At 69.9% G+C, this 25,694-nt stretch carries 22 protein-coding genes and 1 pseudogene; 17 read left to right on the top strand and 6 right to left on the bottom strand.

Translation table 11 applies throughout. The features are described 5' to 3' along the window. Position 1 precedes the first annotated feature (1 nt). Positions 2-829 carry a sulfate ABC transporter permease subunit CysW gene (gene cysW / locus HV783_RS14455; RefSeq protein WP_054502459.1) on the top strand — a complete coding sequence of 276 codons (828 nt, stop codon included), beginning with the start codon at positions 2-4 and terminating at the stop codon, positions 827-829. A 12-nt stretch (positions 830-841) separates the two neighbouring features. Here cysW and HV783_RS14450 read toward each other — a convergent pair whose 3' ends face one another. Then, complete coding sequence (locus HV783_RS14450) at positions 842-2,170, bottom strand: LLM class flavin-dependent oxidoreductase (protein ID WP_064525129.1); 1,329 nt, start codon at positions 2,168-2,170, stop codon at positions 842-844. A 238-nt stretch (positions 2,171-2,408) separates the two neighbouring features. On the opposite strand from HV783_RS14450, the gene HV783_RS14445 reads away from it, so the two are divergent. The 8 genes and pseudogenes from HV783_RS14445 to HV783_RS14410 all read left to right on the top strand — a co-directional run bounded on the left by HV783_RS14445 (position 2,409) and on the right by HV783_RS14410 (position 11,449). After that, positions 2,409-3,932 carry an amidohydrolase family protein gene (locus HV783_RS14445; protein WP_175189359.1) on the top strand — a complete coding sequence of 508 codons (1,524 nt, stop codon included), beginning with the start codon at positions 2,409-2,411 and terminating at the stop codon, positions 3,930-3,932. 81 nt (positions 3,933-4,013) lie between these two features. Continuing rightward, a complete protein-coding gene (locus HV783_RS14440) occupies positions 4,014-5,105 on the top strand; it encodes an ABC transporter substrate-binding protein (RefSeq protein WP_054502456.1) in 1,092 nt (363 codons plus the stop codon). 12 nt (positions 5,106-5,117) lie between these two features. After that, complete coding sequence (locus HV783_RS14435) at positions 5,118-5,951, top strand: ABC transporter permease (RefSeq protein ID WP_240317424.1); 834 nt, start codon at positions 5,118-5,120, stop codon at positions 5,949-5,951. Continuing rightward, positions 5,948-6,772, top strand: a complete 825-nt coding sequence (locus HV783_RS14430; protein WP_116793538.1) for an ABC transporter permease — start codon at positions 5,948-5,950, stop codon at positions 6,770-6,772. The genes HV783_RS14435 and HV783_RS14430 overlap by 4 nt, the downstream gene beginning before the upstream one ends. A gap of 18 nt (positions 6,773-6,790) precedes the next feature. After that, positions 6,791-7,657 (top strand): ABC transporter ATP-binding protein, encoded by an 867-nt coding sequence (locus HV783_RS14425; protein ID WP_064525120.1) that lies wholly within the window; start codon positions 6,791-6,793, stop codon positions 7,655-7,657. A 104-nt stretch (positions 7,658-7,761) separates the two neighbouring features. Beyond that, positions 7,762-9,136: pseudogene (locus tag HV783_RS29655) on the top strand (LLM class flavin-dependent oxidoreductase). 145 nt (positions 9,137-9,281) lie between these two features. Then, the gene (locus HV783_RS14415; RefSeq protein WP_054502852.1) at positions 9,282-9,995 is read left to right on the top strand and encodes a glutamine amidotransferase; all 714 of its coding nucleotides are present in this window, start codon (positions 9,282-9,284) and stop codon (positions 9,993-9,995) included. Then, positions 9,989-11,449 (top strand): hypothetical protein, encoded by a 1,461-nt coding sequence (locus tag HV783_RS14410; protein WP_217484233.1) that lies wholly within the window; start codon positions 9,989-9,991, stop codon positions 11,447-11,449. Before HV783_RS14415 ends, HV783_RS14410 begins: the two co-directional genes overlap by 7 nt. A 37-nt stretch (positions 11,450-11,486) precedes the next feature. Here the strand turns inward: HV783_RS14410 and copD are convergent, their stop codons facing one another. The 3 genes from copD to HV783_RS14395 all read right to left on the bottom strand — a co-directional run bounded on the left by copD (position 11,487) and on the right by HV783_RS14395 (position 13,377). Next, positions 11,487-12,374, bottom strand: coding sequence for a copper homeostasis membrane protein CopD (gene copD, locus HV783_RS14405; RefSeq protein ID WP_175189358.1), 888 nt, complete (start codon positions 12,372-12,374; stop codon positions 11,487-11,489). A 1-nt stretch (position 12,375) separates the two neighbouring features. Continuing rightward, a complete protein-coding gene (gene copC / locus HV783_RS14400; protein ID WP_175167784.1) occupies positions 12,376-12,732 on the bottom strand; it encodes a copper homeostasis periplasmic binding protein CopC in 357 nt (118 codons plus the stop codon). 189 nt (positions 12,733-12,921) lie between these two features. Then, complete coding sequence (locus HV783_RS14395) at positions 12,922-13,377, bottom strand: hypothetical protein (protein WP_175189357.1); 456 nt, start codon at positions 13,375-13,377, stop codon at positions 12,922-12,924. A 148-nt stretch (positions 13,378-13,525) separates the two neighbouring features. Here HV783_RS14395 and HV783_RS14390 point away from each other — a divergent pair, with 148 nt between their 5' ends. Then, complete coding sequence (locus HV783_RS14390) at positions 13,526-14,200, top strand: ProQ/FinO family protein (RefSeq protein ID WP_175167782.1); 675 nt, start codon at positions 13,526-13,528, stop codon at positions 14,198-14,200. A gap of 87 nt (positions 14,201-14,287) precedes the next feature. Here the strand turns inward: HV783_RS14390 and HV783_RS14385 are convergent, their stop codons facing one another. Together HV783_RS14385 and garD are read right to left on the bottom strand one after the other, a co-directional pair. After that, positions 14,288-15,265 carry a Bug family tripartite tricarboxylate transporter substrate binding protein gene (locus HV783_RS14385; protein ID WP_116793544.1) on the bottom strand — a complete coding sequence of 326 codons (978 nt, stop codon included), beginning with the start codon at positions 15,263-15,265 and terminating at the stop codon, positions 14,288-14,290. A gap of 51 nt (positions 15,266-15,316) precedes the next feature. Then, positions 15,317-16,891: a galactarate dehydratase gene (gene garD / locus HV783_RS14380; RefSeq protein WP_144657397.1), complete on the bottom strand. Its 1,575-nt coding sequence runs from the start codon at positions 16,889-16,891 to the stop codon at positions 15,317-15,319. 260 nt (positions 16,892-17,151) lie between these two features. Here garD and kdgD (HV783_RS14375) point away from each other — a divergent pair, with 260 nt between their 5' ends. The 7 genes from kdgD (HV783_RS14375) to HV783_RS14345 all read left to right on the top strand — a co-directional run. Continuing rightward, the gene (kdgD, locus tag HV783_RS14375; RefSeq protein ID WP_059270414.1) at positions 17,152-18,066 is read left to right on the top strand and encodes a 5-dehydro-4-deoxyglucarate dehydratase; all 915 of its coding nucleotides are present in this window, start codon (positions 17,152-17,154) and stop codon (positions 18,064-18,066) included. 61 nt (positions 18,067-18,127) lie between these two features. Next, complete coding sequence (locus tag HV783_RS14370) at positions 18,128-19,708, top strand: aldehyde dehydrogenase (NADP(+)) (protein WP_175167780.1); 1,581 nt, start codon at positions 18,128-18,130, stop codon at positions 19,706-19,708. Positions 19,709-19,888: 180 nt separating this feature from the next. Further along, positions 19,889-20,803: a 5-dehydro-4-deoxyglucarate dehydratase gene (gene kdgD / locus HV783_RS14365; RefSeq protein ID WP_059270414.1), complete on the top strand. Its 915-nt coding sequence runs from the start codon at positions 19,889-19,891 to the stop codon at positions 20,801-20,803. Between the two features lie 230 nt (positions 20,804-21,033). Beyond that, on the top strand, positions 21,034-21,756 hold the full coding sequence (locus HV783_RS14360; RefSeq protein WP_049073862.1) for a FadR/GntR family transcriptional regulator: 723 nt from the start codon (positions 21,034-21,036) through the stop codon (positions 21,754-21,756). A gap of 460 nt (positions 21,757-22,216) precedes the next feature. Next, positions 22,217-23,233, top strand: coding sequence for an amino acid ABC transporter substrate-binding protein (locus HV783_RS14355; RefSeq protein WP_144657403.1), 1,017 nt, complete (start codon positions 22,217-22,219; stop codon positions 23,231-23,233). Positions 23,234-23,339: 106 nt separating this feature from the next. Beyond that, complete coding sequence (locus HV783_RS14350; RefSeq protein WP_054504563.1) at positions 23,340-24,548, top strand: aminotransferase class I/II-fold pyridoxal phosphate-dependent enzyme; 1,209 nt, start codon at positions 23,340-23,342, stop codon at positions 24,546-24,548. Positions 24,549-24,551: 3 nt separating this feature from the next. After that, positions 24,552-25,694, top strand: a 1,143-nt coding sequence (locus HV783_RS14345; protein WP_175189356.1) for an amino acid ABC transporter permease, incomplete at its 3' end; no start/stop codon positions are given.

Raw genomic sequence — 25,694 nt, 5'->3', positions numbered from 1 at the left:
CATGACGCGCCCTTCCCCCTGGCCGCGCCGCCTGCTGATCGGCGCCGGCCTGCTCGCCGCCCTGCTGTTGCTGGCCTTGCCGCTGGCCCTGATCTTCGCCCGGGTGATCGCCGGCGGCTTCGACGCCCTGCTGCAGAACCTGGGCGCCAGCGACATGCGCGCCGCCATCGGCCTGACCTTGCTGGCCGCGGTGGTCAGCGTGCCCGTCAACCTGGTGTTCGGCGTGCTGCTGGCCTGGTGCGTGACACGCTACGATTTCCGCGGCCGCCGCCTGCTGGTGGCGCTGGTCGACATTCCCTACGCCACCTCGCCGGTGGTGGCGGGCCTGTGCTACCTGGTGGTGTACGGCCTGGAAGGCATCTTCGGCCGCTGGCTCAGCGGCCACGGCGTGCAACTGATGTTCGCCTGGCCCGGCATCCTGATGGTGACGGTGTTCGTGACCTCGCCGTTCGTCGCGCGCCTGCTGATTCCGCTGATGCAGGCGCAAGGCCAGGAAGAGGAACTGGCCGCGCTGACGCTGGGCGCCAGCGGCTGGCAGATCTTCCGCCGCGTGACACTGCCCAACATCAAGTGGGGCCTGCTGTACGGCGCGGTCATCACCAATGCGCGCGCGGTCGGCGAGTTCGGCGCGGTGTCGGTGGTGGCCGGCGCCATCCGGGGCAAGACGCTGACGCTGCCGCTGCTGATCGAACAGCTCAACGATGACTACAAGACCGTTGCCGCCTTCACGGCGGCGGCGCTGCTGGCCTGCATGGCGCTGCTGACACTGGTGGTCAAGACCTATATGGAGCGGCGCCGGGGCGAGGCCCGTCCCGCGCCGACGCACTGACCGCGGCGCCCGTCACGGCGTGAAATGGCGGTTGGCCGGACGCGGCAGCCCCAGGTTCTCGCGCAGGGTGCGGCCCTCGTACTCGCGCCGGAAGATGCCGCGCCGCTGCAGTTCCGGCACGACCTGGCCGACGAAAGCGTCCAGGCCGCCCGGCAGCCACGGGAACATGACGTTGAAGCCGTCGGATGCCTCGGTCTCCAGCCATTCCTGCATCTGGTCGGCGATGCGCGCGGCGGTGCCGACCATCGCCAGCCCGCCATAGCCGCCCAGGCGCTGCGCCAGTTGACGCACCGTGAGCGATTCGCGCTCGGCCAGGCGCAGCACGCGTTCCTGGCTGCTCTTGCTGGCGTTGGTCTCGGGCAACGGCGGCAGCGGCGCGTCCGGATCGAAGCGCGAGGCGTCGCACCCCAGCGCGACCGACAGCGAGGCGATCGCGCTTTCGTAGTGCACCAGGCTGTCCAGGCGCGCGCGGATGGCCCGCGCCTGGTCATCGGTCTCGCCCACCACCACCAGCACGCCGGGCAGGATCTTGAGATGGTCGCGGTCGCGCCCCAGCGCGTCCATGCGGCCCTTGACGTCGGCATAGAAGCGTTGCCCGTCCTCCAGCGTGGCAGAGGCGGCGAATACCACCTCGGCGGTCTCCGCCGCCAGTTGCCGGCCGGGCTCGGAGGCGCCCGCCTGCACGATCACCGGCCAGCCCTGCACCGGCCGCGCGATGTGCAGCGGTCCGCGCACCGACAGGTGTTCGCCGCGGTGATCCAGCGTGCGCAGGCGCGCCGGGTCGAAATAGATGCCGCTGTCGGCGTCGCGGATGAAGGCGTCGTCGGCCCAACTGTCCCACAGGCCCGTGACCACGTCGTAGAACTCGCGGGCGCGGGCATAACGCCGGGCATGGTCGGGCTGTTCGGTGCGGCCGAAATTGAGCGCGGCGTCGGGATTGGAGGTGGTCACGATGTTCCAGCCGGCGCGCCCCTGGCTCAGGTGGTCGAGCGAGGCGAAGCGCCGCGCCACGTGGAACGGTTCATCGAAGGTGGTCGACGCGGTCGCCACCAGCCCCAGCCGCTCGGTCACCTGGCTCAACGCGGACAGCAGCGTGAACGGCTCGAACGAAGTGGCGGTATGGCTGCGCTTGAGCGCCTCGATCGGCATGTTCAGCAGCGCCAGGTGATCCGCCATGAAGAACGCGTCGAAGCGCGCCCGCTCCAGCGCCTGGGCGTAGCGCTTGAGGTGCTCGAAGTTGAAATTGGCGTCGCGCTGGGCGCCGGGGTAGCGCCAGGCGCCGGTGTGGATGCTGACGGGGCGCATGAACGCGCCCAGCTTGAGTTGACGTTGCGCTGGCATGACAAGAACCCTGTTTTCGCCGAAACGAAAAAGATAGCGCGCTCCGACGGCCAGGCGAACCAACCTGGCGCTATATGGCTATAAGCCGGCGCGTCGAGCGTGCGCTGGTTATTTGGTCATGACGCACAACTAAACAACCAATCCTTCGTTGGTCGCCGCGCGGCGCTCCCGTAATGTTTGCCGGGCAAGCAGGGACCTTCCCCTGCGCCTCGCGACATGACCCACGGAGAGCGCCAGCATGAACCAGCCTTTGCACCCGAGCCACGCGTCACGATCCGCCGCCGTCAAGGCGACCCTGGATTTCCCGGTGATCGACACCGACGTGCACGTCAACGATTACGCGCCGGTCCTGGAGGACTATGTCCAGCACTACGGCGGTGGCAAGCTGGTGGATGCGCTGCGCAAGGCGCTGGGCTCGCGCTTCGCCACCAAGAGCGGTGGCAAGGACTGGTACCAGCAGACGCCGGCCGAGCGCCAGGACAACCGCACCCTGCGCTCGCCCTGGTGGGCGCGGGTCACGCGCAACACGCTGGACCTGGCCACCTACACCCTGCCCGAGCTGCTCAACGAGCGCCTGGCCGAGCAAGGCGCGGACTACTCCGTGCTATTCCCCAATGACGTCCTGGCGCCGCTGGCCGCGGGCGACGAGTTCCGCCAGCCGCTGCACCGCGCCATCAACCACTTCCATGCCGACCAGTACCGCAAGTACAGCGACCGCCTGACGCCGGTGGCCGGCATTCCGCTGAACACGCCGCAGGAAGGCATCGAGGAACTGGAGTTCGCGGTCAAGACGCTGGGCCTGAAAGTCATCAACATCGCCGGCGGCGTGAAGCGGCCGATCAAGGCGATCGCGCGCAAGTATCCCGCCGCCGACCATCCCGAGATCTCGAAACACGCCAGCTACATCGACTTCTACGGCATCGACAGCGAGTACGACTACGACCCGTTCTGGGCCAAGGTGGTCGAGCTGGGCCTGCCGGTCACCACGCACTACGGCAGCCAGGGCTGGACCGGGCGCCATTCCATCAGCAACTACATGTTCAACCACATCGGCCACTTCGCCGATGGCTCGCAGGCCTTCGCCAAGGCGCTGTTCTTCGGCGGCGTCACGCGGCGCTTTCCGAACCTGCGCGTGGCGCTGCTGGAAGGCGGCGCCGACTGGGGCTCGCACGTCTACACCCACCTGGTGGACCGCTGGGAAAAGCGCAACCGCGCGGCGGTGCAGAACTACAACCCGGCCAACGCCGACGTGGCGCTGCTGCACGAGCTGTTCCAGCGCTACGGCGCCGATTTCATCCGGGGCCGCGACATCGACCCGCAGCAGTTGCTGCGCGACAGCCTGGGCATCTCGGCCCTGCCGCACAGCCGCGACCCGCATCCGGACGAACTGGACGATTTCGCCGCCGCCGGCATCGAATCGGTCGAGGACATCCGCAAGCGCTGGGTCGACAGCTTCTACTTCGGCTCGGAATCCGACGACCGCACCGTGGCGGCGGCCTTCAACGACAAGGTCAACCCGCTCGGCGTGAAGATCAACGCCATCTGGTCCTCGGACATCGGCCACTGGGACGTGCCCGACCTCACCGCGCCGCTGGCCGAAAGCTGGGACCTGGTCGAACAGGGCGTGATCAGCGCGCAGGACTTCAAGGCGCTGGTGTTCGGCAACCCCTACCGCTTCTATACCGAGGCCAATCCGGCCTTCTTCCAGGGCACCGCCATCGAGCGCAAGCTCGCCGCCGCGCCCGCGCGCGCGGCCGCCTGATCCCGCCCGCCGCTGTTTGCCTGACCGCCGGGCGGCGTGATGCCGGCCGGTTGCCCGATCCTTTCCTGAATGAGTCTTTCCATGAAGTCATTGATGATCCTGAGTAAACGCGTTGCCGCACTGGGCCTGGTGGCCCTGGCGGCATGGGGCGGCAGCGCCCGGGCCGCCGACGTGATCCGCGTCGGCGTGGCCACGGCCGGCGGCGGCGACCCGATCACCTGGGGCGGCTCGCCCGGCGGCGTGGTGCGCGTCAACCAGTGGCTGGAACAGGCCTTCGCCGCCGACGGCGTCAAGGTCGAGTGGCTGTTCTTCAAGGGCGCCGGCCCGGCCGTCAACGAGGCGCTGTCGAACAAGCAGATCGACTTCGCCTACCAGGGCGACCTGCCGCAGGTGGTGGGCCGCGCCAACGGCCTGAAGACCAAGCTGCTGCTGGTCAGCGGCGCGCGCAACAACCTGTACCTGGTGACGCCGCCGAACTCCCCGCTCAAGTCCATCGAGGACCTGAAGGACCGCAAGGTGTCGATCTTCCGCGGCACCAACGGCCACCTGGTGGCGATCAACGTGCTGGCCGCGCATGGCCTGGCGGAGCGCGACATCAAGGGCGTCAACCTGGATGCCGGCAGCGCCCAGGCGGCGCTGGTGTCCAACGGCGTGGACGCGGCCTTCGGCGGCTACGAATGGTTCAAGGTGCGCGACCAGGGCCTGGCCAAGGTCATCTACAGCACCCAGGGCCAGGATCCCGCCTACACCCGCCAGGCCTCGCTGCTGGTGCGCGAGGACTTCGAGCGCGAGAATCCCGCCCAGGTGCAGAAGGTGGTGGACGTGTTCGTGCGCGCCGCGCAGTGGTCGTCCGACGAGAAGAACCGCGACGCCCTCTTCAAGATCTGGGAAAAGAGCGGCGTGCCCTACGCCTCGTGGCAGGCCGAGTTCGACAAGCAGGACCTGGCCTCGCGCAACTCGCCGCTGATCGACGACTTCATCATCGCCCGCTACAAGGCGGTGGTGGCCGACGCCGCCAAGCTCAAGCTGATCCGCCGCGAGGTCTCGCTGGACGGCTGGTTCGATCCGCGCTATCTGCAGAATGCGCTCAAGGCCCAGGGGCTGGAGCGCTACTGGACCGCGTTCGACGCCGCCGGCAAGCCGGTATCGGGCCCGGCGCAGGCTGCGCGCTGACGGGACCGCGCCATGGCCTCTCTTTCTCATCACGCCCTGCCGCGCCTGGCCCCGGCGCCGGCCTGGGCGCGCCAGGCGGCCTGGACCGCCGCGCCCTGGCTGCTGCCGCTGGCGCTGCTGACGCTGTGGCAGACTGGCGCCAGCCAGGGCTGGATCTCGCCCCAGGTGCTGCCGCCGCCCGCCTTCGTCTGGGACACCCTGCGCGACCTGGCGACCAGCGGCGACCTGTGGCTGAACACCCGCGCCAGCCTGCAACGGGTGCTGGTCGGCTTTGCCCTGGGCAGCCTGCTGGGGCTGCTGCTGGGCACGGCGATGGGCCTGTCTCGCCGGCTCGAGGCCTACGTGCTGCCGACCTTCAACGCGCTGGTGCAGATCCCGGTGCTGGCCTGGCTGCCGTTCGTGCTGCTGATCGTCGGCATCGGCGAACCGCTCAAGTACATCCTGATCGCCAAGGCGGCGCTGGTGCCCGTCACGCTCAATACCTTGCAGGGCTTTCGCCAGGCCAGTCCGACGCTGCGCGAAGTGGCGCGGGTCTATGGCTACAGCCGGCGCCAGGAAGTGCTGGAGGTGGTGGTGCCGCTGGCCCTGCCGACGCTCTTCACCGGCCTGCGGCTGGGCTTCACCAAGGCCTGGCTGTCGCTGGTGGTGGTCGAGCTGGTGGCCTCCAGCGAGGGCCTGGGCTACCTGATCGTCTATGGCCGCCAACTGTTCCAGCTCGACCTGGTGATGGCCGCGGTGATCGTGGTGGGCGCCATCGGTTACGCCATCGACCGGCTGCTCGACTGGACCGAGACGCGCCTGATCCACGGCCGCCGCGGCGCCGCCAACGTGCAGGTGCGGCCATGAACGCGCCCACGCCTGCCTCGCGCGACGCGGCCGAACTGGCGCTGGCGCAACCCCTGGCCGTGCGCGGTGGCGGCCGCTGGCGCGGCCTGGTGCTGCCGGTGGCCGCCATCGCGCTGTGGTGGCTGCTGGCGCGCGCCGACCTGGTGAACTCGGCCCTGCTGGTGTCGCCCGGCAAGGTGCTGGCCACCGCCGCCGACCAGATCGTCGGCGGCAAGCTGTGGCGCGCACTGGGCGCCAGCCTGGCGCGCGAGCTGACCGGATTCGCCATCGGCACGGTCTCGGGCCTGCTGCTGGGGGTGCTGCTGGGCCTGTCGCCGCTGTTCAACCGGCTGGTGGGGCCGAGCTTCAACACCTTCAAACAGATCTCGCTGTTCGCCTGGATTCCGCTGATCTCGGTGTGGTTCGGGCTGGGCGACACCGCCAAGGTGGTGTTCCTGTCGCTGGCGGCGCTGGTGCCGGTGGTGGTCAACACCTGCGATGGCGTGCGCAACGCGCCGCCCAAGTTGCTGGAGGTGGCGCGGGTCTACGGCTACAGCCGCTGGCAGACCTTCGCCCAGGTGGTGCTGCCGGCCGCCGCGCCGGCCATCTTCACCGGCGTCTACCTGGCGCTGATCTATTCCTGGCTGGCCACCATCGGCGCCGAATACCTGCTGGTGGCGGGTGTCGGCATCGGCAACCTGCTGATCGAGGGCAGCGAACATTTCCAGATGGACCTGGTGATCTTCGGCATGTTCGTGGTCGGGGTGATCGGCTGGCTCATGAATGCCCTGGCCCGCGTGGCCGAACGGCGGCTCGCGCGCCTGCGCGGGCAGGACCAATAACCGCAGGAAAACTCAGGCATGACTCAACCTACTTCGCTGGACCTGTCGCTGCAGGCGGTCGGCAAGCGTTATCCCAGCGCCCAGGCCGAGGGCGGCGTGCTGCAGGTGCTCACGGGCGTGGACCTGGACATCCCCGCAGGCCAGTTCGTTTCCATCGTAGGCGCCAGCGGCTGCGGCAAGTCCACCCTGCTGCGCCTGATCCTGGGGCTGGACGACAGCTTCGAGGGCGCCATCACGCTGGGCGGCGAGCCGGTGCGCGGCACCGGGCCGGAACGCGGCATCGTGTTCCAGGACCACCGCCTGTTCCCGTGGCTGACGGTGGCGCAGAACATCGCCGTGGGCCTGCGCAACGCGGCGATTTCCAACAACGAAAAGCGCGACCGGGTGGCCGAGCACATCGCCCTGGTGGGGCTGGAGGGCTTCGAGCAGTCGTATCCCCACCAGATCTCGGGCGGCATGGCGCAGCGCGTGGCGATCGCGCGCGGCCTGGTCAACCGGCCGCGCGTGCTGCTGCTGGACGAACCCTTCGGGGCGCTCGACGCGCTGACCCGGGCGCGGCTGCAGACCGAGTTGCAGCGCATCTGGCAGAAGGAGCGCATCACCATGCTCCTGGTGACGCACGATGTCGAGGAAGCGGTCTACCTGGGCGACCGGGTGGTGATCATGCAGCCGCGCCCGGGGCGCATCCGCCGCATCGTCGACGTGCCGCTGGCGCACGCCCGCAACCGCAGCGATCCACGCTTCATCCGCCTGCGCGACGACGTGCTGTCCGACTTCCTGGAGCCGGATGGCGCGCCCGCCGACGACAGCCCGCCGCTGGGCGCGGAGGCGGCCGGCGGCGTGCCGGCGCTGCCGTCGCTGGCCTCGCTGCGGATGGCCTGGTGATGCCTGCGACGGCCACGCCACTTGTCGCGCCCTGACCGCCTGTTTCGTCACTTGCCGACGGCCGCCGCCCGAGCGAGGCCGCCATTCCTTTTGGAGGGAAACCCATGACCCGCTCCTCGCGCCAGATCAAGCTCGGCGCCTTCCTGATGCAGACCGGCCACCACATCGCCGCCTGGCGCCATCCCGAGGCCCAGGCCGATGCGCCGGTCAATTTCCGCCACTATGTCGAACTGGCGCGGCGCGCCGAGGCCGCCAAGTTCGATGCGATCTTCCTGGCCGACTCGGTCGGCGTGCGCAACACCGACCTGCCGTCGCTGTCGCGCACCGCGCGCAGCGACCATTTCGAGCCGCTGACGCTGCTGTCGGCGCTGGCCGCCGTGACCGAGAAGATCGGCCTGATCGCCACCGTCTCCACCACCTACAACGAGCCCTACCACGTGGCGCGCAAGTTCGCCTCGCTCGACCACATCAGCGGCGGCCGTTCGGGCTGGAACCTGGTGACCTCCAGCGGCCAGGGCGAGGCGCAGAACTTCAACCTGGACGAACACGTGGAACACGCCCGCCGCTACGCCCGCGCCGCCGAATTCCACGACGTGGTGCTGGGGTTGTGGGACAGTTGGGAGGACGACGCCTTCCTGCGCGACAAGGCCAGCGGCCAGTACTTCGACCCCGCCAAGCTGCATCCGCTGCGCCATCGCGGCGAGCATTTCTCGGTGCGCGGGCCGTTGAACGTGTCGCGTTCGCCGCAGGGCCGGCCGGTGGTGGTGCAGGCCGGCGCCTCGCCCGCCGGCCGCGACCTGGCGGCGCGCACCGCCGAGGTCATCTTCGTGGCCCACCAGACCTTCGACGAAGCCCAGGCGTTCTACCGCGACATCAAGGGCCGCGCCGTGGCGTACGGCCGCGATCCCGACGATATCAAGATCATGCCCGGCATCTTTCCCGTGATCGGCCGCACCCAGGCCGAGGCCGAGGACAAGTTCGCGCCTGCAGGACCTGATCCATCCGGTGGTCGGCGTGCAGTTGCTGTCCAACATGATCGGCGGCTTCGACCTATCGGGGTATCCGGTCGACGGGCCCCTGCCCGACCTGCCCGAGACCAACGGCGGCAAGAGCCGCCAGCAGTTGCTGATCGATCTGGCGCGGCGCGACAACCTGACGATCCGCGAGCTGTACCTGCGCATCGCCGGCGCCCGCGGCCACCAGCAGGTGGTCGGCACGCCGCAGAGCGTGGCCGACCAGTTGCAGCAATGGTTCGAGGAAGATGGCGCCGATGGCTTCAACATCATGTCGCCATGGCTGCCCGGCGGGCTGGACGACTTCATCGAACTGGCGCTGCCGGAGCTGCGCCGCCGCGGCCTGTTCCGCAGTGAGTATGAGGGCGCCACGCTGCGCCAGCATCTCGGCCTGGCGCGTCCGCCGCATCGGGCCGTGGCGGCGGCGCAAGCCGCTGTCGCCGAGGCGGAAGCCGCCTCCGCCTGAGGCCGGGCGTGGCGGGACGCCAGGCGGCCCGGCGATATCATCCTGGCTCATAGCAGATAGACGGTTTTTCATATTGATGAATGACCGCGCTGGCCTCATCATGGCGCGGGGTCCGTCCGGACCCCGCGCCGATTCCGCCACCGACATGCCGCACAAACCGCTCGCCATCCTGCAAATGGGCCGTCCGCCCGAAGACCTGCGCGCCACCCACGGCGAACAGGCCGACTGGGTCGCCGCCGCCCTGGACGGCATCGACGTCCCCCTGGCGGTCCTGCATCCCGCCGCCAGCGACGCGCTGCCCGACCCCGCCTCGCTGCGCGGCGCAGTGCTGACCGGCTCCTGGTCCATGGTGACCGACCGCGAGCCGTGGAGCGAGCGCACCGCGCAATGGCTGCGCGACGCCATGGCCGCGCAGTTGCCGCTGCTAGGCATCTGCTATGGCCATCAACTGATGGCGCACGCGTTCGGCGGCGTGGTCGACTATCACCCGCGCGGCCGCGAAATCGGCCTGCATACGGTTCAGCGCCTGCCCGCCGCGGCCGCCGATCCGCTGCTGGCGAGCCTGCCCGACCGTTTCCTGGCGCACCTGACGCACGAGCAGAGCGTGCTGCGGCCGCCCGCGACCGCGACGGTGCTAGCCGGCACGGCGCACGATCCGCACCAGGTGCTGCGTTACGGCCCGCGCGCGCTGTCGGTGCAGTTCCACCCCGAATTCACCGCCGGCCTGATGGACGCCTGCCTGGCGCGGCGCCAGGGCCTGCTCGCGGCGGACGGCCATGACGTCGCCGCGCTGCGCGCCGCCCTGGCGCCCACCCCGCACGCGCAATCGATCCTGCGCGGCTTCGCGGCGGCATGCTGACCTACCTGCTGTGGTCGCTGCCGGCGCTGATCGTCATTGCCGCCATCGCCAGCGGCCGCCTGAACACCACCCTGGCCGCCGTGCTGGGCCTGCTGGCGGCCGCGCCGGTGGCCCTGTTCAGCGCGCCCGGCGTCTTCGGCGCGGGCCAACTGGGCCATGCCCTGGCGCGCGGCCTGTGGATCGGCGCCATCATCACTCCCTACATCCTGGGCGGCCTGCTGTTCTGGCAGATGGCGGCGCGCGGCGATCCCGGCCAGCGTAACGCGCGGGCGCCGGCCGACCTGCTGGCGCGGCGCCGCCTGCTGTTCTTCGCCTGTTTCCTGATCGGCCCTTTCGCGGAGTCGGCCACCGGCTTCGGCGTCGGCATGCTGGGCACGGTGCTGCTGATCCGGCCGCTCGGCTTCAAGCCGCGCGAGCTGATGGTGTTCGCGCTGTTGAGCCAGACCCTGATTCCCTGGGGCGCCATGGGCAGCGGCACGCTGCTGGCCTCGGCCTATGCGCGCGTGCCGGCATCCCATCTGGCGCTGGTCGGCATGGTGCCGGTGGCCCTGCTGATGATCGTCTGGATGACATTATTCTGGCGCACCGCGAACCGCGCCGGACTGCCGGCCGCCGCCAACGAGCGCGCCCGCGAGGCCGGCTGGATGCTGGCCTGCCTGGCGCTGCTGACGGCGGCCACGGCGCTGCTGGGGCCCGAGACCGCCTTGCTGGCGGCCTATGGCCCGCTGATCGTGCTGCGTTTCGTGCTCGACCGCCGGCCCGGCCGCGCCGAGCTGCGCGCGGCGGCGCGCGGCGCCCTGCCCTACGTCGTGCTGATCGCCTGCCTGGTGGTGACGCGCCTGACGCCGGGCCTGAACCCGGCCCTGGCCCGGCTGGCCAGGATCGCGCCCTATCCCGACCTGCCCGCCTGGGCGCCTTTCCTGCACGCCGGGAGCTGGCTGATCGGCGGCGCGCTGCTGATGGCGCTGCTGCGCCGCCAGCCCGGCCTGCTGGCCGGTAATGCGCGCCACGCCTGGAACACCGGCAAGCACGCAGTGCTGTCCGTGTTCCTGTTCGCGATGATGGCCGAGGTGCTGGCCGGCGCCGGCATTTCGCAGGCTTTCGCGGATGGGTTGTTCCGCAGCCTGCAGGACTGGACGCTGCTGCTGACGCCGCTGCTGGCCGGCGCCTTCGGCATCCTGGCCAACAGCGGTAACGCGCCCAACAGCCTGTTCATGCCATCGCAGCTATCGCTGGCGCTGCACGCCGGCCTGAGCCTGCCGGCGGCGGCCGCGCTGCTGCACGTGTCGGGCACGTCGATGGGATTCTTCTCGCCGATCCGCATGTCGATCGCCGCCGGCCTGGCCCACGGCCGCGGACAGGAGCGCGCGGTCTACGCGCAACTGCTGCCGTTCGCGGTGGGCGCCTTCGCCATCCTGCTGGGCCTGGCGCTGCTGCTGGTGCTGGCGGGCTGAACCGCACGCCGCGCCCGGCCAACGTGGCGGGCGCAGGCTAGTGCGGCGACGTCAGCCCCAGCAGGCCCGCCACCGCCAGCACCAACGCGCCCAGCGCCAGCTCCCACAGCGTGTTGCGCCGGATCGCGCGCAACGCCACCACGGGTTGTGTCCGGATGCGCGCGATCCAGCGATAGCGGTTGCACAGCGCCAGGCCCGTCATGGCCAGCGCCAGCGCCACCTTGACCATCAACGCCTGCACGTATCCGGAGGCTGGGTCGGGCAACCCGGGGCCGAGAATCAGCGCCGCATTGGCGACGCCGCTCAACAGCAGCACGGCCACGGCCACATGCCCCCAGGCCGAAAACCGCAGCAGCGCCCGCGTGGCGTCCCGCCGCCACGCCGGCCGCCGCCAAGCCGCCAGCCACAGCAGGAAGACCAGCAGCGATCCCAGCCAGAACGCCGCCGCAAGCACGTGCAGGAAGTCATTCAGCGCGTGCGCCAACCCCAACCAGCCCTCGTGCATCGCCGCATGGCCGCTCAGGGCCAGCGGCGCCAGCGCCAGCGCGGCGACCCCGGCGATCAGGCTGGGGCTGCCGGGCCGCAAGCCGAGCACCACGCCCAGCAGCGCCGCCGCGGCCAGCGCCCGCACGATCCAGACCTGCCCGTAGCGGGTCTGCAGGATGACGGTGTCGAGCATGTCTTCATCGAACATCGCGTGCCAGTCGCCGGCGATGCTGGCGGCCTGCAACGGCAACAGGGACAGCGTGGCGACGAGGCCGACGATCCCCGCCAGGCGGAAAGCGCGCCGCAGCGCGGCTTCCGTCTCCAGCCCGAGGCGGGGCGAACCGCCCAGGGCCAGCATCGCGCCAGCGCCGAACAACACCGCCACCGCGCCGGCGGCGAGGGCCCGGCACAGCGCGAACGCCAGCAACAACGGGGTCATCTCAAGGCTTGACCGTGAAGGTCCAGGCGCCGTCGGTCTTGTGGCCGTCCTTGGACAGCGCTTGCCATTTGACCGTGTAGGCGCCGACCGGCAGCGGCTGGGCCACCGGCAGCACCAGGGTCTTGTCGTCGCCGGGCGCCGGCGCCGCCTTGGCCGTGACGGCGGGCTTGCCGGCGGCATCCAGCACGGTCAGCGTGGAAAACGCGGGCTCCAGCCCTTCGGAAAAGCTGGCGCTCACCGAGGACGGCGTGGCCACTTCGGCCTTGTCGGCCGGCGTAGCGCGCTGCAGGTGGGCGTGGGCCCAGGCCCATTGCGGGGCCAGGATCAGCGTGGCGGCGATCAGAACGGGTTTGAACATGATGAATCTCCTGGAAAATGGGCGGCGCGGGGCCGCGTGGCGAATAAGAGACGCGCGGCAGGCGCGGGGGAAAGTCGCGAAAGGAATGGCGCGCGAGACGGGGCGAGGCAGGCGCCAGGGCCGGGGTCCCGTGCGTGTCAACGACGAGCCAGCCGGGCGAAACCGTGCAGGCGCGGCGCGAAAACGGCATCAGGCCGCGCGCGGCGGGGCCCGTGACTGCTGTGGCAGCCACAGCGGCTCGCCGCGGGGATGCGGCGCGACGTCGATGGCAAAAGGCAACGCCGGCAGCTCGGCCGGCAGGCGCCAGGCGATGTCGGCTGGCGCGGGCGGGCAAGCCCCGCCCAGCATGGCGCAGGTCGATGCGCAGCAGTGCGGCAACGGGCCGCCCAGGGCCCCGGCGTCATGGCCGGCCGCGGACGGGCTGGCCGGTGTATCCGCCGCCAACACCACCACGCGCGGACCGCTGGCGGTGCAGAGGATGACGCTGGCGCCATTTCCGGACACCCCCGCGGACGCCGCCGGCGCGGGCGCGCCGAACGCCGCGGAGGCCACCAGCGACTGGAAAACCAGCAACGCCGCCGCCAGCCACGCCACCGCGCGGCGGGTGGCGGCGGACGGGCTTGTAAACGTAACCGGCGTGTGCATCCCCATGGTGGCCACGAGCTTACGACGGCCGCCGGAGGGCCGCAACTTCAATCTGACCCGCTACAACTGTTATGCTCCACGCTTTCAACATTTGAAGTCGCAGCACACCATGGGTCTAGAACAGCTCGCCGCAATCCGAGAACTGCTCGTGAAGCAGGCTCCCGAAGAGGCGGCTTCCAAAAAGAAACCCGCCCGTCCGGCCGCCAACGAAGCGGGGTCGCGCAAGCCCTCCGCGCGTCCGTCCGACGATGCGGCTGCCGCCCGGAAGAAACCTGCGCGTTCGCCGGCTGGCGAACGACGCGAGGCGCCGGCGGTCGACCCGGTGCTGATCGCCATTTCGCGGTTGCAACGGCAATTCCCCAAGGCCTTCCCCAAGAAGCCGGCGCCCAAGGTGCCGCTCAAGCTGGGCGTGCTCGAGGATCTGGTGCAACACGCCAAGGCCCTGCAGCTCAGCGCCGACGAGATCAAGCAGGCCGTCAAGACCTGGTGTGACGGCCGCCGCTACTGGGACTGCATGGTCGAGGCCGCCGCGCGCGTGGACCTGAACGGCGAACCCGCCGGCGCCGTCACCGCCAACGAGGCGCAGCACGCCAAACGCATGGCCTCGCGCCGCCACGCCAAGGCGGGCGGTCGCGGCGGCAAGGGCAATGCGAACAAGGGCAAGCCGGCCGCGGAAGGCGCCCAGCAGCCGGCGCAGGTCGAGGCCGCCGCGCCCGCCGCCACGTCCGTGGACGCGACGGTCGACACGTCTGTCGATAAGTCTGTCGATACCTCGGTGGCAACGCCGGCCCAGGCGCCGTCGGATACGCAGACGGCCGACTGATCGCTGCATCCCAAAGAACGCGGACCGTGCGGCGCCAGGCGCTCCACGGTCCGCGGTGCTTTGGAGGGCCGGGCGGAGCCGCCCGCCTCAATCCAGCCGGATATCGGCGCTCTGCACCACCTTGGCCCAGCGCGCCCGCTCGCTGTTGAAGAACTGCGCCAGTTGCACCGGATCGCGCACCACGATCTCGGCGCCCTGCTCGTTCAGTTGCGATTTCACGTCGGGCTGGTTGACAATCTGGCCCATCAGCGCGGCCAGCAGGCTGGCGGTCTTGTCGGTGGTGGTGACGGGCGCCATCACGCCCTGCCAGGTGCCGGACTCGAAGCCCGCCACGCCCTGCTCCGAAATCGTCGGGATGTCGGCCACCAGTTGCATGCGTTCCTTCTTCGAGATCGCGATCGCGCGCAGCTTGCCGCCCTTGATGTGCGGCAGCGTCGCCAGCAGGCCGTTCATGATGACCTGGGTCTGGCCGCCGATGGTGTCCGTCACCGCCTGCGAACCGCCCTTGTAGGGCACGTATTCCCATTGCGCGCCGGTGGCCTGCTGCACCGCCACGGCCGCCAGGTGCGGCGCGCTGCCGATGGCGGTGACGGCGAAATTCAGGCGTTGCTTCTTCGACAGCGCCACCAGCTCCGGCACGGTCCTGGCGGGCACATCGGGATGCACCGCCAGCACGTGCGGCGAATACGCCAGCATGCCGACCGCGCGCAGATCCTTGGATGGATCGAACGACAGCTTGGTGTAGACCGACGGGCTGATCGCCAGCGCGCCGACGTCGCAGAGCAGCACCGAGTGGCCCTCCTGCGCCGACTGCACCACGATGCCGGCGCCCAGGTTGCCGTTGGCGCCCGGCTTGTTCTCGACCACCACCGTCTGCTTGAGCGCTTCGGCCAGGCGCGGCGCGATCACGCGGGCGATGATGTCCGACGAACCGCCGGGCGGGTACGGCACCACGATGCGCACCGGCCGCGTCGGCCATGCGTCTGCCTGGGCCCAGGCCGGCGTCAGCCGCGCCAGTCCCAGCGCGGCGGCGGCGGCCAGCAGGTGCCTTCTGTTTGAATCCATGTTGTCTCCGTTGTCGTTGTATTTAGCGTGTACGGGCCCGCCTGACAGGCGTCAGGTCACCGGACCCGGGTTGAACAGCGCCAGGGCGTTGTGCAGCTTGAGCGCCTCGGCACAGGTCTGGCGCCGGCCGCTGGCCACGTCCAGCATCAGACGGAACAGCTCCCAGCCCACGTCCTCGATGCTGGCCTGGCCGGTGGCGATGCGGCCGGCGTCCACATCCATCAGGTCGTGCCAGCGCCGCGCCAGGTCGCTGCGGGTGGCGACCTTGATCACAGGCACCTGCGCCAGCCCATAAGGCGTGCCGCGGCCGGTCGTGAAGATGTGCAGGTTCATGCCCGCCGCCAACTGCAGCGTGCCGCAGATGAAATCGCTGGCCGGCGTGGCCGCGAAGATCAGGCCCTTGCGCGTCAGCCGTTCGCCCGGCGACAGCACGCCATCGATATTGGACGTGCCGGACTTGATGATCGACCCCATCGCCTTCTCGACGATGTTGGACAGGCCGCCCTTCTTGTTGCCCGGGCTGGTGTTGGCGCTGCGGTCGGCGCTGCCGCGTTGCAGGTATTCGTCGTACCAGGCCATTTCGCGCACCAGCGCCTGCGCCACTTCCGGCGTGGCGGCGCGCGCGGTCAACTGGTCGATGCCGTCGCGCACCTCGGTGTTTTCCGAGAACATCACGGTGCCGCCGGCGCGCACCACCAGGTCGGCAGCGAAGCCGACCGCCGGATTGGCCGTCACGCCCGAGAACGCGTCGCTGCCGCCGCACTGCACGCCCACCACCAGCTCCGACACCGGACAGGTTTCGCGGCGGCGCTGGTCCAGGATCCGCAGATGGCGCTCGGCGGTGCGCATGATGTTGGCGATCATGGACTCGAAGCCCACGTGTTCGTCGTCCTGCAGCACGATGGTATCGACGCCGCCGTCTGCCGCCATGCCCTCGCCAGCGCGGATCGGGATGGCGCCGGGCGCCAGCAGGCGCTCGGGCTGCAGTTTCTCGCAGCCCAGGCTCACCACCATCGCGGTGCCGCCGAAGTTGGGATTGCGGGCGATGTTGTGCAGCGTGCGCACCGGAATCGCCGCGCCCGGCGCGTCGATGGCGACGCCGCAGCCATAGGTGTGCTCGATGCCCACCACCCCGTCGACGTTGGGATAGCGCGGCAACAGCTCGCGGCGGATGCGCTCGACCGCGTGTTCGACCACGCCCTGCACGCATTGCACCGTGGTGCTGATCGCCAGGATGTTGCGCGTGCCGACGGTGCCGTCGGCATTGCGGTAACCCTCGAACGTGTAGCCTTCCAGCGGCGGCAGCGGCGCGCGCTTGCGCGTGCCGACCGGCAGGTCCTGCAGCGTGCGCGCGGCGGGCATGGTGGTGACGCGTTCATTGACCCAACTGCCGCGCGGCAGGTCGCGCGCGGCGTAGCCCACGATGACGTTGTAGCGGCGCACCGGCTCGCCCTGCGCCAGGTCGCGCAGCGCCACCTTGTGGCCTTGCGGCACGGCTTCGACCAGCGTCAGGCCGTCGGCCAGCGCGGCGCCGGCCGCCAGGCCGCCGTCATTGGCGACGATGGCAACGTTGTCCTCGGGATGAATCTTGATCAGCACGGGCGCAGGGCCAGCCGCGGGCAGCATGGGGGAGTCCTCTGAGAATGGAGTGCCAGAATGGAGTGCCGCGGTAGGCGGCGCGCGATACGTTATCGTACAACTAATGCAATTATGCTTTGCCCCAAGCCTGGCTCGCATTGCGGATTTCCCGAACATTACGCCTGCAAGCGCTGGGCAATAGGTTGAACCGACCAAAATCATGTTGTACGATGACGTACCTATTCAATCGGGTCCGCGCGACAGGCTCGCCTGCCAGCGGCCACCCCGCCACTTACGGAAACCCGCCCATGACCACGCCGCAGGAGCTCAAGGCCATCGTCTCGGAAGGACTGCTCTCCTTCCCCGTGACCGATTTCGACGCGCAAGGCAACTTCAACGCCAAGACCTATGCCCAGCGCCTGGAATGGCTGGCCCCCTACGGCGCCACCGCCCTGTTCGCCGCCGGCGGCACCGGCGAGTTCTTCTCGCTGGCCCCCGACGAGTATTCGGATGTCATCCGCACCGCCGTCACCACCTGCGCCGGCAAGGTGCCGATCCTGGCCGGCGCAGGCGGCCCCACCCGCCTGGCCATCGCCTACGCCCAGGAGGCCGAGCGCCTGGGCGCCAAGGGCGTGCTGCTGCTGCCGCACTACCTGACCGAGGCCTCCCAGCAAGGCATCGCCGACCACGTCGAACAGGTCTGCAAGTCCGTCAAGATCGGCGTCATCGTCTACAACCGCGCCCAGTCGCGCCTGTCGGCCGACCACCTGGCCCGCCTGGCCGAGCGCTGCCCCAACCTGATCGGCTTCAAGGACGGCGTCGGCGACATCGAAGCCATGGTCCGCATCCGCCGCAAGCTGGGCGACCGCTTCTCCTACCTGGGCGGCCTGCCCACCGCCGAGGTCTATGCCGCCGCCTACCGCGCGCTCGGCGTGCCGGTCTACTCGTCGGCCGTCTTCAACTTCGTGCCCAAGACCGCGATGCAGTTCTACCGCGCCATCGCCGCCAATGACCACGACACCACCAACCGCCTGCTCGACGAGTTCTTCCTGCCTTACCTGGAGATCCGCAACCGCTGCGCCGGCTACGCCGTCAGCATCGTCAAGGCTGGCGCCAAGCTGGTCGGCCACGATGCCGGCCCCGTGCGCGCGCCGCTGACCGACCTGCATCCCGAGGAACTGGAGATGCTCGACGCCCTGATCCGCAAGCTCGGCCCGCAATAGGTCCGCGACGCGCCACACCTGTTCGCCCCCGTTCCGGGGGCGTTTTCATTCGGAGAGATTCATGACCTTGACCGGCAATATGTTGATCGGCGCCCAGTCCGTAAAGGGCGCCGGCGCCCCGCTGCACGCCATCGACCCGGCCCGCGGCGAACCGCTGCAACCCGGTTTCCGCGCCGGCACCGCCGAGGACGTAGCGCGCGCCGCGGAACTGGCCGCCGCCGCGTTCGACCCCTACCGCGCCGCGCCGCTCGAGACCCGCGCGCAATTCCTCGAAAGCATCGCCGAAGGCATCCTGGCACTGGGCGATGCGCTGATCGAGCGCACCCACCTGGAGACCGGCCTGCCGCTGGCCCGCCTGCAGGGCGAGCGCGGCCGTACCGTCGGCCAGTTGCGCCTGTTCGCGCGCGTGGTGCGCGACGGCTACTTCCTGGACGCCACCGTCGACCCCGCCCAACCCGACCGCCAGCCGCTGCCGCGCGCCGACCTGCGCCTGGCCAACGTGCCGCTGGGCCCGGTGGCCGTATTCGGCGCCAGCAACTTCCCGCTGGCGTTCTCGGTGGCGGGCGGCGACACCGCGTCGGCGCTGGCCGCCGGCTGCCCGGTGATCGTCAAGGCGCACAACGCCCATCCCGGCACCTCCGAAATGGTGGGCCGCGTGATCCAGCAAGCGGTGGCCAGGCACGGCCTGCCCGAAGGCGTGTTTTCGCTGCTGTTCGGCGCCGGCAACGAGATCGGCACCGCGCTGGCGACGCACCCGGCCATCACCGCGGTCGGCTTCACCGGCTCGCGCCGCGGCGGCCTGGCCCTGGTGGCGGCCGCCAACGCGCGCCCGGTGCCGATCCCGGTGTATGCCGAGATGTCCAGCATCAACCCGGTCTTCCTGCTGCCCGCCGCCCTGGAAGCGCGCGCCGAGACTATCGCCAAGGGCTTCGTCGAATCGCTGGTCATGGGCGTGGGCCAGTTCTGCACCAACCCCGGCCTGGTGATCGGCATCGAAGGCCCGGCGCTGGAGCGCTTCCGCCAGGCCGCCGGCCAGGCGGTGCAGGCCAAGGGCGCCGCCACCATGCTGACCCCCGGCATCTTCGCCGCCTACACACAGGGCGAACAGGCCCTGGCCGGCCACGCCAGCGTCGCCACGCTGGGACGCGGCGAAGCCTCGCGGCCCGCCGCCAACGCCGCCGGCCCCGCCGTCTTCGGCACCGACGCCGCCCGCTTCCTGGCCTCGCCCGAGCTGGAGGCCGAAGTCTTCGGCCCCGCCTCGCTGGTGGTGGCGTGCCGCGACGCCGCGCAGATGCGCGCGGTGGCCGAGCACCTGGAAGGCCAGTTGACCGCGACCCTGTTCGTGGACGAAGCCGACGCCGACATGGCGCGCGGCCTGCTGCCGGTGCTCGAACGCAAGGCCGGCCGGATCCTGGCCAATGGCTATCCCACCGGCGTCGAAGTCAGCCATGCGATGGTGCACGGCGGCCCGTTCCCGGCCACCTCCAATCCCGCCTCGACCTCGGTCGGCGCCACCGCCATCCGCCGTTTCCTGCGTCCGGTCTGCTACCAGGACCTGCCCGACGCGCTGCTGCCCGACGGCCTCAAGCGCGCCAATCCGCTCGGCCTGCCGCGCATGACCGACGGCGTGCTGTCGGCCTGAGCCGCTTCCGGCGAAGCCATGAACGGGCGGCCACGGGCCGCCCGTTTTCTTTTGGATCGGCGCGCAGGCATTGTCGATTCAACTTGTATGTTGTACGATGACATACATCATCAGTTACCCAATCCCCGGCCGCGGGCATGACGCTACGGCGGCCTTCACTTCGCTTCAATGGACCCAGGCATGACCACACCCCAGGAACTCAAGGCCATCGTCTCGGAAGGATTGCTCTCCTTCCCCGTGACCGATTTCGACGCGCAAGGCAACTTCAACGCCAAGACCTATGCCCAGCGCCTGGAATGGCTGGCCCCCTACGGCGCCACCGCCCTGTTCGCCGCCGGCGGCACCGGCGAGTTCTTCTCGCTGGCCCCCGACGAGTATTCGGATGTCATCCGCACCGCCGTCACCACCTGCGCCGGCAAGGTGCCGATCCTGGCCGGCGCAGGCGGCCCCACCCGCCTGGCCATCGCCTACGCCCAGGAGGCCGAGCGCCTGGGCGCCAAGGGCGTGCTGCTGCTGCCGCACTACCTGACCGAGGCCTCCCAGCAAGGCATCGCCGACCACGTCGAACAGGTCTGCAAGTCCGTCAAGATCGGCGTCATCGTCTACAACCGCGCCCAGTCGCGCCTGTCGGCCGACCACCTGGCCCGCCTGGCCGAGCGCTGCCCCAACCTGATCGGCTTCAAGGACGGCGTCGGCGACATCGAAGCCATGGTCCGCATCCGCCGCAAGCTGGGCGACCGCTTCTCCTACCTGGGCGGCCTGCCCACCGCCGAGGTCTATGCCGCCGCCTACCGCGCGCTCGGCGTGCCGGTCTACTCGTCGGCCGTCTTCAACTTCGTGCCCAAGACCGCGATGCAGTTCTACCGCGCCATCGCCGCCAATGACCACGACACCACCAACCGCCTGCTCGACGAGTTCTTCCTGCCCTACCTGGAGATCCGCAACCGCTGCGCCGGCTACGCCGTCAGCATCGTCAAGGCCGGCGCCAAGCTGGTCGGCCACGATGCCGGCCCGGTGCGCGCCCCGCTGACCGACCTGCATCCCGAGGAACTGGAGATGCTCGACGCCCTGATCCGCAAGCTCGGCCCGCAGTAAACGCCAGCCCGCAACGGGCGGCCACGCGCCGACCACTGCCTCTTGCGGTTCCGCGCAGCCAGGACGCCCTCCGCCCACCGGAGGGCGTCCTGCTTTGGGCGCCACGGCCACGGCGCCATGAGCCCGCCCCAGCCATGGCCCGATAACGCTCCTGTATGCTGTCATACGGCATCGGGCGTTTATCATAGGGGTTACGGCCCTCCCGGCGCCGCAACCCTACAAGAGAGACAATGGAAACTCCCCGGCCCCGCCCGCGCTCGCGCCTGACCGACGTCGTGATCGACGAACTGACCAAGCGGCTGGACGCCCGCCAGTACCGCCCCGGCGACAAGCTGCCGTCCGAGCATGCGCTGTGCGCCGAATTCGACGTCAGCCGCACCGTGATCCGCGAGGCCGTGGCCTCGATGCGCCTGAGCGGCCGGCTGGTCAGCAAGGCCGGCATCGGCGTGTTCGTCACCGAAGACCGCGAAAAGCCCATCGATTTCGTCGTCGCCCCGGCCGCCGATCCGCGGTGGGCGCTGCACATCATGGAACTGCGCGCCGGCCTCGAGGTCGAGGCCTGTGGCCTGGCGGCCGAGCGCCGCAGCGCCGCCGACCTGAGCGGCATCGTCGAGGCCTTCGACGCCTTCAACCGCGCCACCCGCGACATGGAAGCCGCCGTCAAAGCCGACTACGAGTTCCACCTGTCGATCGCGCGCGCGTCCAACAACCCGCACTTCCCGGCCCTGCTGCAGGCGGCGGTGCGCGACGTGATGCTGGACCTGAACATCAAGCACGGCGGCAAGACCCCCGAAGAGCTCGAGGTCTACGAGACCCGCAACGTGCAGGAGCACGAAGCCATCCTGACCGCCATCATGCGCCGCGATCCCGGCGCCGCGCGCGCCGCCATGGCCCGCCACCTGGGCGACAGCATCGCCCGCTACCGCAAGCTGCTGTCCAACCCGCCGGCCTGACCGGCCCCGGTCCCGTTCCCGGCGCGACTGGCGCCGCGGAATCCTCCGGGGCGGCCACGCGCCGCCCCGCCCAGGCCCGTCGCCTGCCGCGCGCCGCGCCCTCATGGCGCCCGGCCGCTCGCGCCATATAACCGCTGCCGACATTGCAAATTACGGGAATCCCCTGACTTGCTCACTTGTATGATGGCTGCCATCATACGTCGCATCAGTTATGCAAGATCTGCCGTCCAAGTGCCGCCGATGAGCCTGTTGCCTGTCCCCCGCCCGACCTTCCAACGCTACGCCGCCCGCCTCCACCGGTAAGGCCCGCCCGGAAGGCCATCGTCGCTGACGCCCCGCCTTTCCCCTCCCCGTCCCAAGCGCCTGTCCCATCCCGCCCGCCCGGGGGACGCGACGGTGCGCCGCCGGTCTGTTTCCTAGCCATTCCCTGCCCTTTTCCGTACCCCTGGAGAACACTCTCATGCGCAAGTTCCTGACCACCGCCGTCGCGGCGACCCTGTTGTGCGTTGCCTCCGGCGCCCAGGCCGGCGTCACCTTCGAAGCCGTCAAGAAAAAAGGCTTCCTGCAATGCGGCTTTGCCGGCATTCCCGGTTTCTCGGTGCTCGACAGCAAGGGCGAATGGACCGGCCTGGACGTGGACATGTGCCGCGCCGTGGCCGCCGCGATGTTCGGCGACGCCGCGAAGGTCAAGGGCAACGTGCTGACCGCGCAGGCCAAGTTCACGGCCCTGCAATCGGGCGAGATCGACATGCTGTCGCGCAACACCACCCAGACCCTGACGCGCGACACCACCCTGGGCCTGATCGGCGTGGGCGTGAACTTCTACGACGCCCAGGGCCTGATCGTGAAGAAGTCGATGAACGTCAAGACGGTCAAGGAACTGGACGGCGCCACGGTCTGCGTGCAGCCCGGCACCACCACCGAACTGAACCTGGCCGACTACTTCCGCGCCCGCGGCATCACCTTCAAGCCGGTGCTGGTCGAGAACTACGACGAGAACTTCCGCCTGCTGGAGTCCGGCCGCTGCGACGCCTACACCAACGACAAGTCCAACACCGCCGCCAACATGCGCACCCGCCTGGCCAAGCCGGACGACTGGGAGATCCTGCCGGAGAACCTGTCCAAGGAACCGCTCGGCCCCATGGTGCGCCAGGGCGACGAACAGTGGTTCAACGTGGTGCGCTGGTCGCTCAACGCCATGCTCGAAGCCGAGGAATACGGCATCACGTCCAAGAACGTCGACGAGATGCTCAAGAGCGCCAACCCCAACGTGCAGCGCATCCTGGGCGTGACGCCCGGCATGGGCAAGAACCTGGGCCTGGACGACAAGTGGGCCTACAACATCATCAAGCAGGTCGGCAACTACGGCGAAAGCTACGACCGCGCCATGGGCAAGGACAGCCCCCTGAAGCTGGACCGCGGCCTGAACAAGCTGTGGACCCAGGGCGGCCTGATGTACGGCTGGCCCGTGCGCTGAGCGACTCTCGCGCGGCCCGGCGATGGCGCCGGGCCGCGCCGCGTTTTCCCGATTTCCGCGGACTGGCCGCCTCGCGCCGGCCTCCGCATTCTTTGAAGCAGTCACCATGAACAGCATCGTCAACGCCCGCCTCAAGCAGATCAAACCCTCCCCCAGCATGGCCGCCAAGATCGTGGTCGACGAATTGCGCCGCGCCGGGCGCGAGATCGCCGACTTCACCCTGGGCGAGCCCGACATGGCCACGCCCGCCCACATCGCGCGCGCCGGCCAGGACGCCATCGCCGGCGGCGATATCCGCTACACCAGCCCCAACGGCACCCCGGGCCTGCGCCGCGCCATCGCCGGCAGCCTGGAGCAGACCCTGGGCGCCAAGTACGGCCTGGACCAGATCACCGTGGGCGCCGGCGCCAAGCAGATCATCGGCGCGGCCCTGACCGCCAGCCTGGAACCGGGCGACGAAGTGATCGTGTGCGCGCCGTACTGGGTGTCGTATCCCGACATGGTGCTGCTCAACGAGGGCAAGCCGGTGGTCGTGACCGGACCCGAATCGCAGGGCTTCAAGCTCGACGCCGCCAGCCTGGAGGCGGCCATCACCCCGCGCACCCGCTGGCTGATCCTGAATTCGCCCAGCAACCCCAGCGGCGCGGTCTACAGCCGCGCCGAGATGCGCGCCCTGACCGAGGTGCTGGTGCGCCACCCCCGCGTCTGGATCCTGAGCGACGAAATCTACGCGCCGTTCTGCTATGGCGCCGAAGCGCACGTCTCGCCGGTGCAGGTCGAGCCGCGCCTGGCCGAGCGCACGCTGATCGTCAACGGCATGTCCAAAGCCTACGCCATGACCGGCTGGCGCATCGGCTACGGCGCCGGCCCGGCCGACCTCATCAAGGCCATGAGCACGGTCATGTCGCAAAGCACCAGTTGCCCCAGCGCCATCTCGCAGGCCGCGGCCCAGGCCGCGCTCGAAGGCGACCAGTCCAGCGTGACCGAGATGGTCGCCATCTTCAAGGCGCGCCGCGACCTGATCGTGCGGCGCCTGAATGCGATTCCCGGCATTTCCTGCGCCACGCCCGACGGCGCCTTCTACGTCTATGCCAACGTCGCCGGCCTGATCGGCCGCAAGGGGCCGGACGGCGAACTCAAGACCGACCTGGACGTCAGCCTGTTCTTCCTGCGCCAGGCCGGCGTGGCGGTGATCGACGGCGGTTCGTACGGCCTGTCGCCGTATGTGCGGTTCTCCTTCGCCACCGCCACCGAAGTAATCGAACAGGGCATGGACCGGCTGGCCGCCGCGGTCGGCGCGCTGATGGCGGGCTGAACCGTGGGCAAGCAGAACAATGCCAACGCGCGGCGAGCGCCGCGCCGCTGGTCCTGGAACGATCCCGCCACCCGCGCCCTGGCCTACCAGGCCCTGGCGCTGGCGCTGGCGGGATCGACGATCTGGTTCCTGGTCCACAACACCCTGCAGAACCTGGCGCTGCGCAACATCGCTACCGGCTTCGGCTTCCTCGCGCGCGAAGCCGGTTTCGCCATCGGCGAATCGCCCATCGCCTACGGGCCGGCCGACACCTACGGCCGCGCCATCGTCGTGGGCATCCTGAACACGCTGCGGGTCGGCCTGCTGGCGCTGGTGGCCGCCACCGTGCTGGGCGTGCTGATCGGCGTGGGCCGGCTGTCCAGGAACTGGCTGGTGGCGCGGCTGGCCTCGATCTACGTCGAGGTCATGCGCAATGTGCCGCTGCTGCTGCAGTTGTTCTTCTGGTATGCGCTCATCACCGAGAACATGCCGGGTCCGCGCCAGGCGCACCATCCGCTGCCGGGCGTCTTCATCTCCAACCGCGGCCTCAAGGTGCCGGGGCTGGAAGGCGCCTCGCTCGACTGGGTGCTGGCCGGGCTGGGCCTGGCGGTCGTCGCCATCCTGTTCCTGGGCCACTGGGGCCGGAAACGCCAGGAAGCCACCGGCCAGGCGTTCCCGCAGGGCCGCGCGGCCATCGGCCTGTTGATCGGCCTGCCGGTGATCGGCTGGCTCGCCAGCGGCGCCTCGCTGACGCTGGACATGCCGGAACTGAAGGGCTTCAACTTCACGGGCGGCCTGACGCTGACGCCGGAGTTCGCGGCGCTGCTGCTGGGCCTGGTGATCTACACCGCGGCGTTCATCGCCGAGGTGGTGCGCTCGGGCATCCAGGCGGTCGGCAACGGCCAATGGGAAGCGGCCGGCGCCCTCGGATTGCGGCGGCCGCTGGCCCTGCGCCTGGTGGTGCTGCCGCAAGCCTTGCGGGTCATCATTCCTCCCATGACCAGCCAGTATCTCAATCTGTTGAAAAACAGCTCGCTGGCCGTGGCCATCGGCTATCCGGACATCGTGTCGGTGGTCAACACCACGCTGAACCAGACCGGGCAGGCCATCGAGGGCATTCTCATCATCATGGGCGCGTACCTCACGGTCAGCCTGTCGATCTCGATC

The organism is Achromobacter dolens (genome assembly GCF_902859745.1).
GTDB lineage: Bacteria > Pseudomonadota > Gammaproteobacteria > Burkholderiales > Burkholderiaceae_B > Achromobacter > Achromobacter dolens.
The sequence above is the reverse complement of the archived record's forward strand: the minus strand, read 5'-3'. Positions and strand labels throughout refer to the sequence as shown.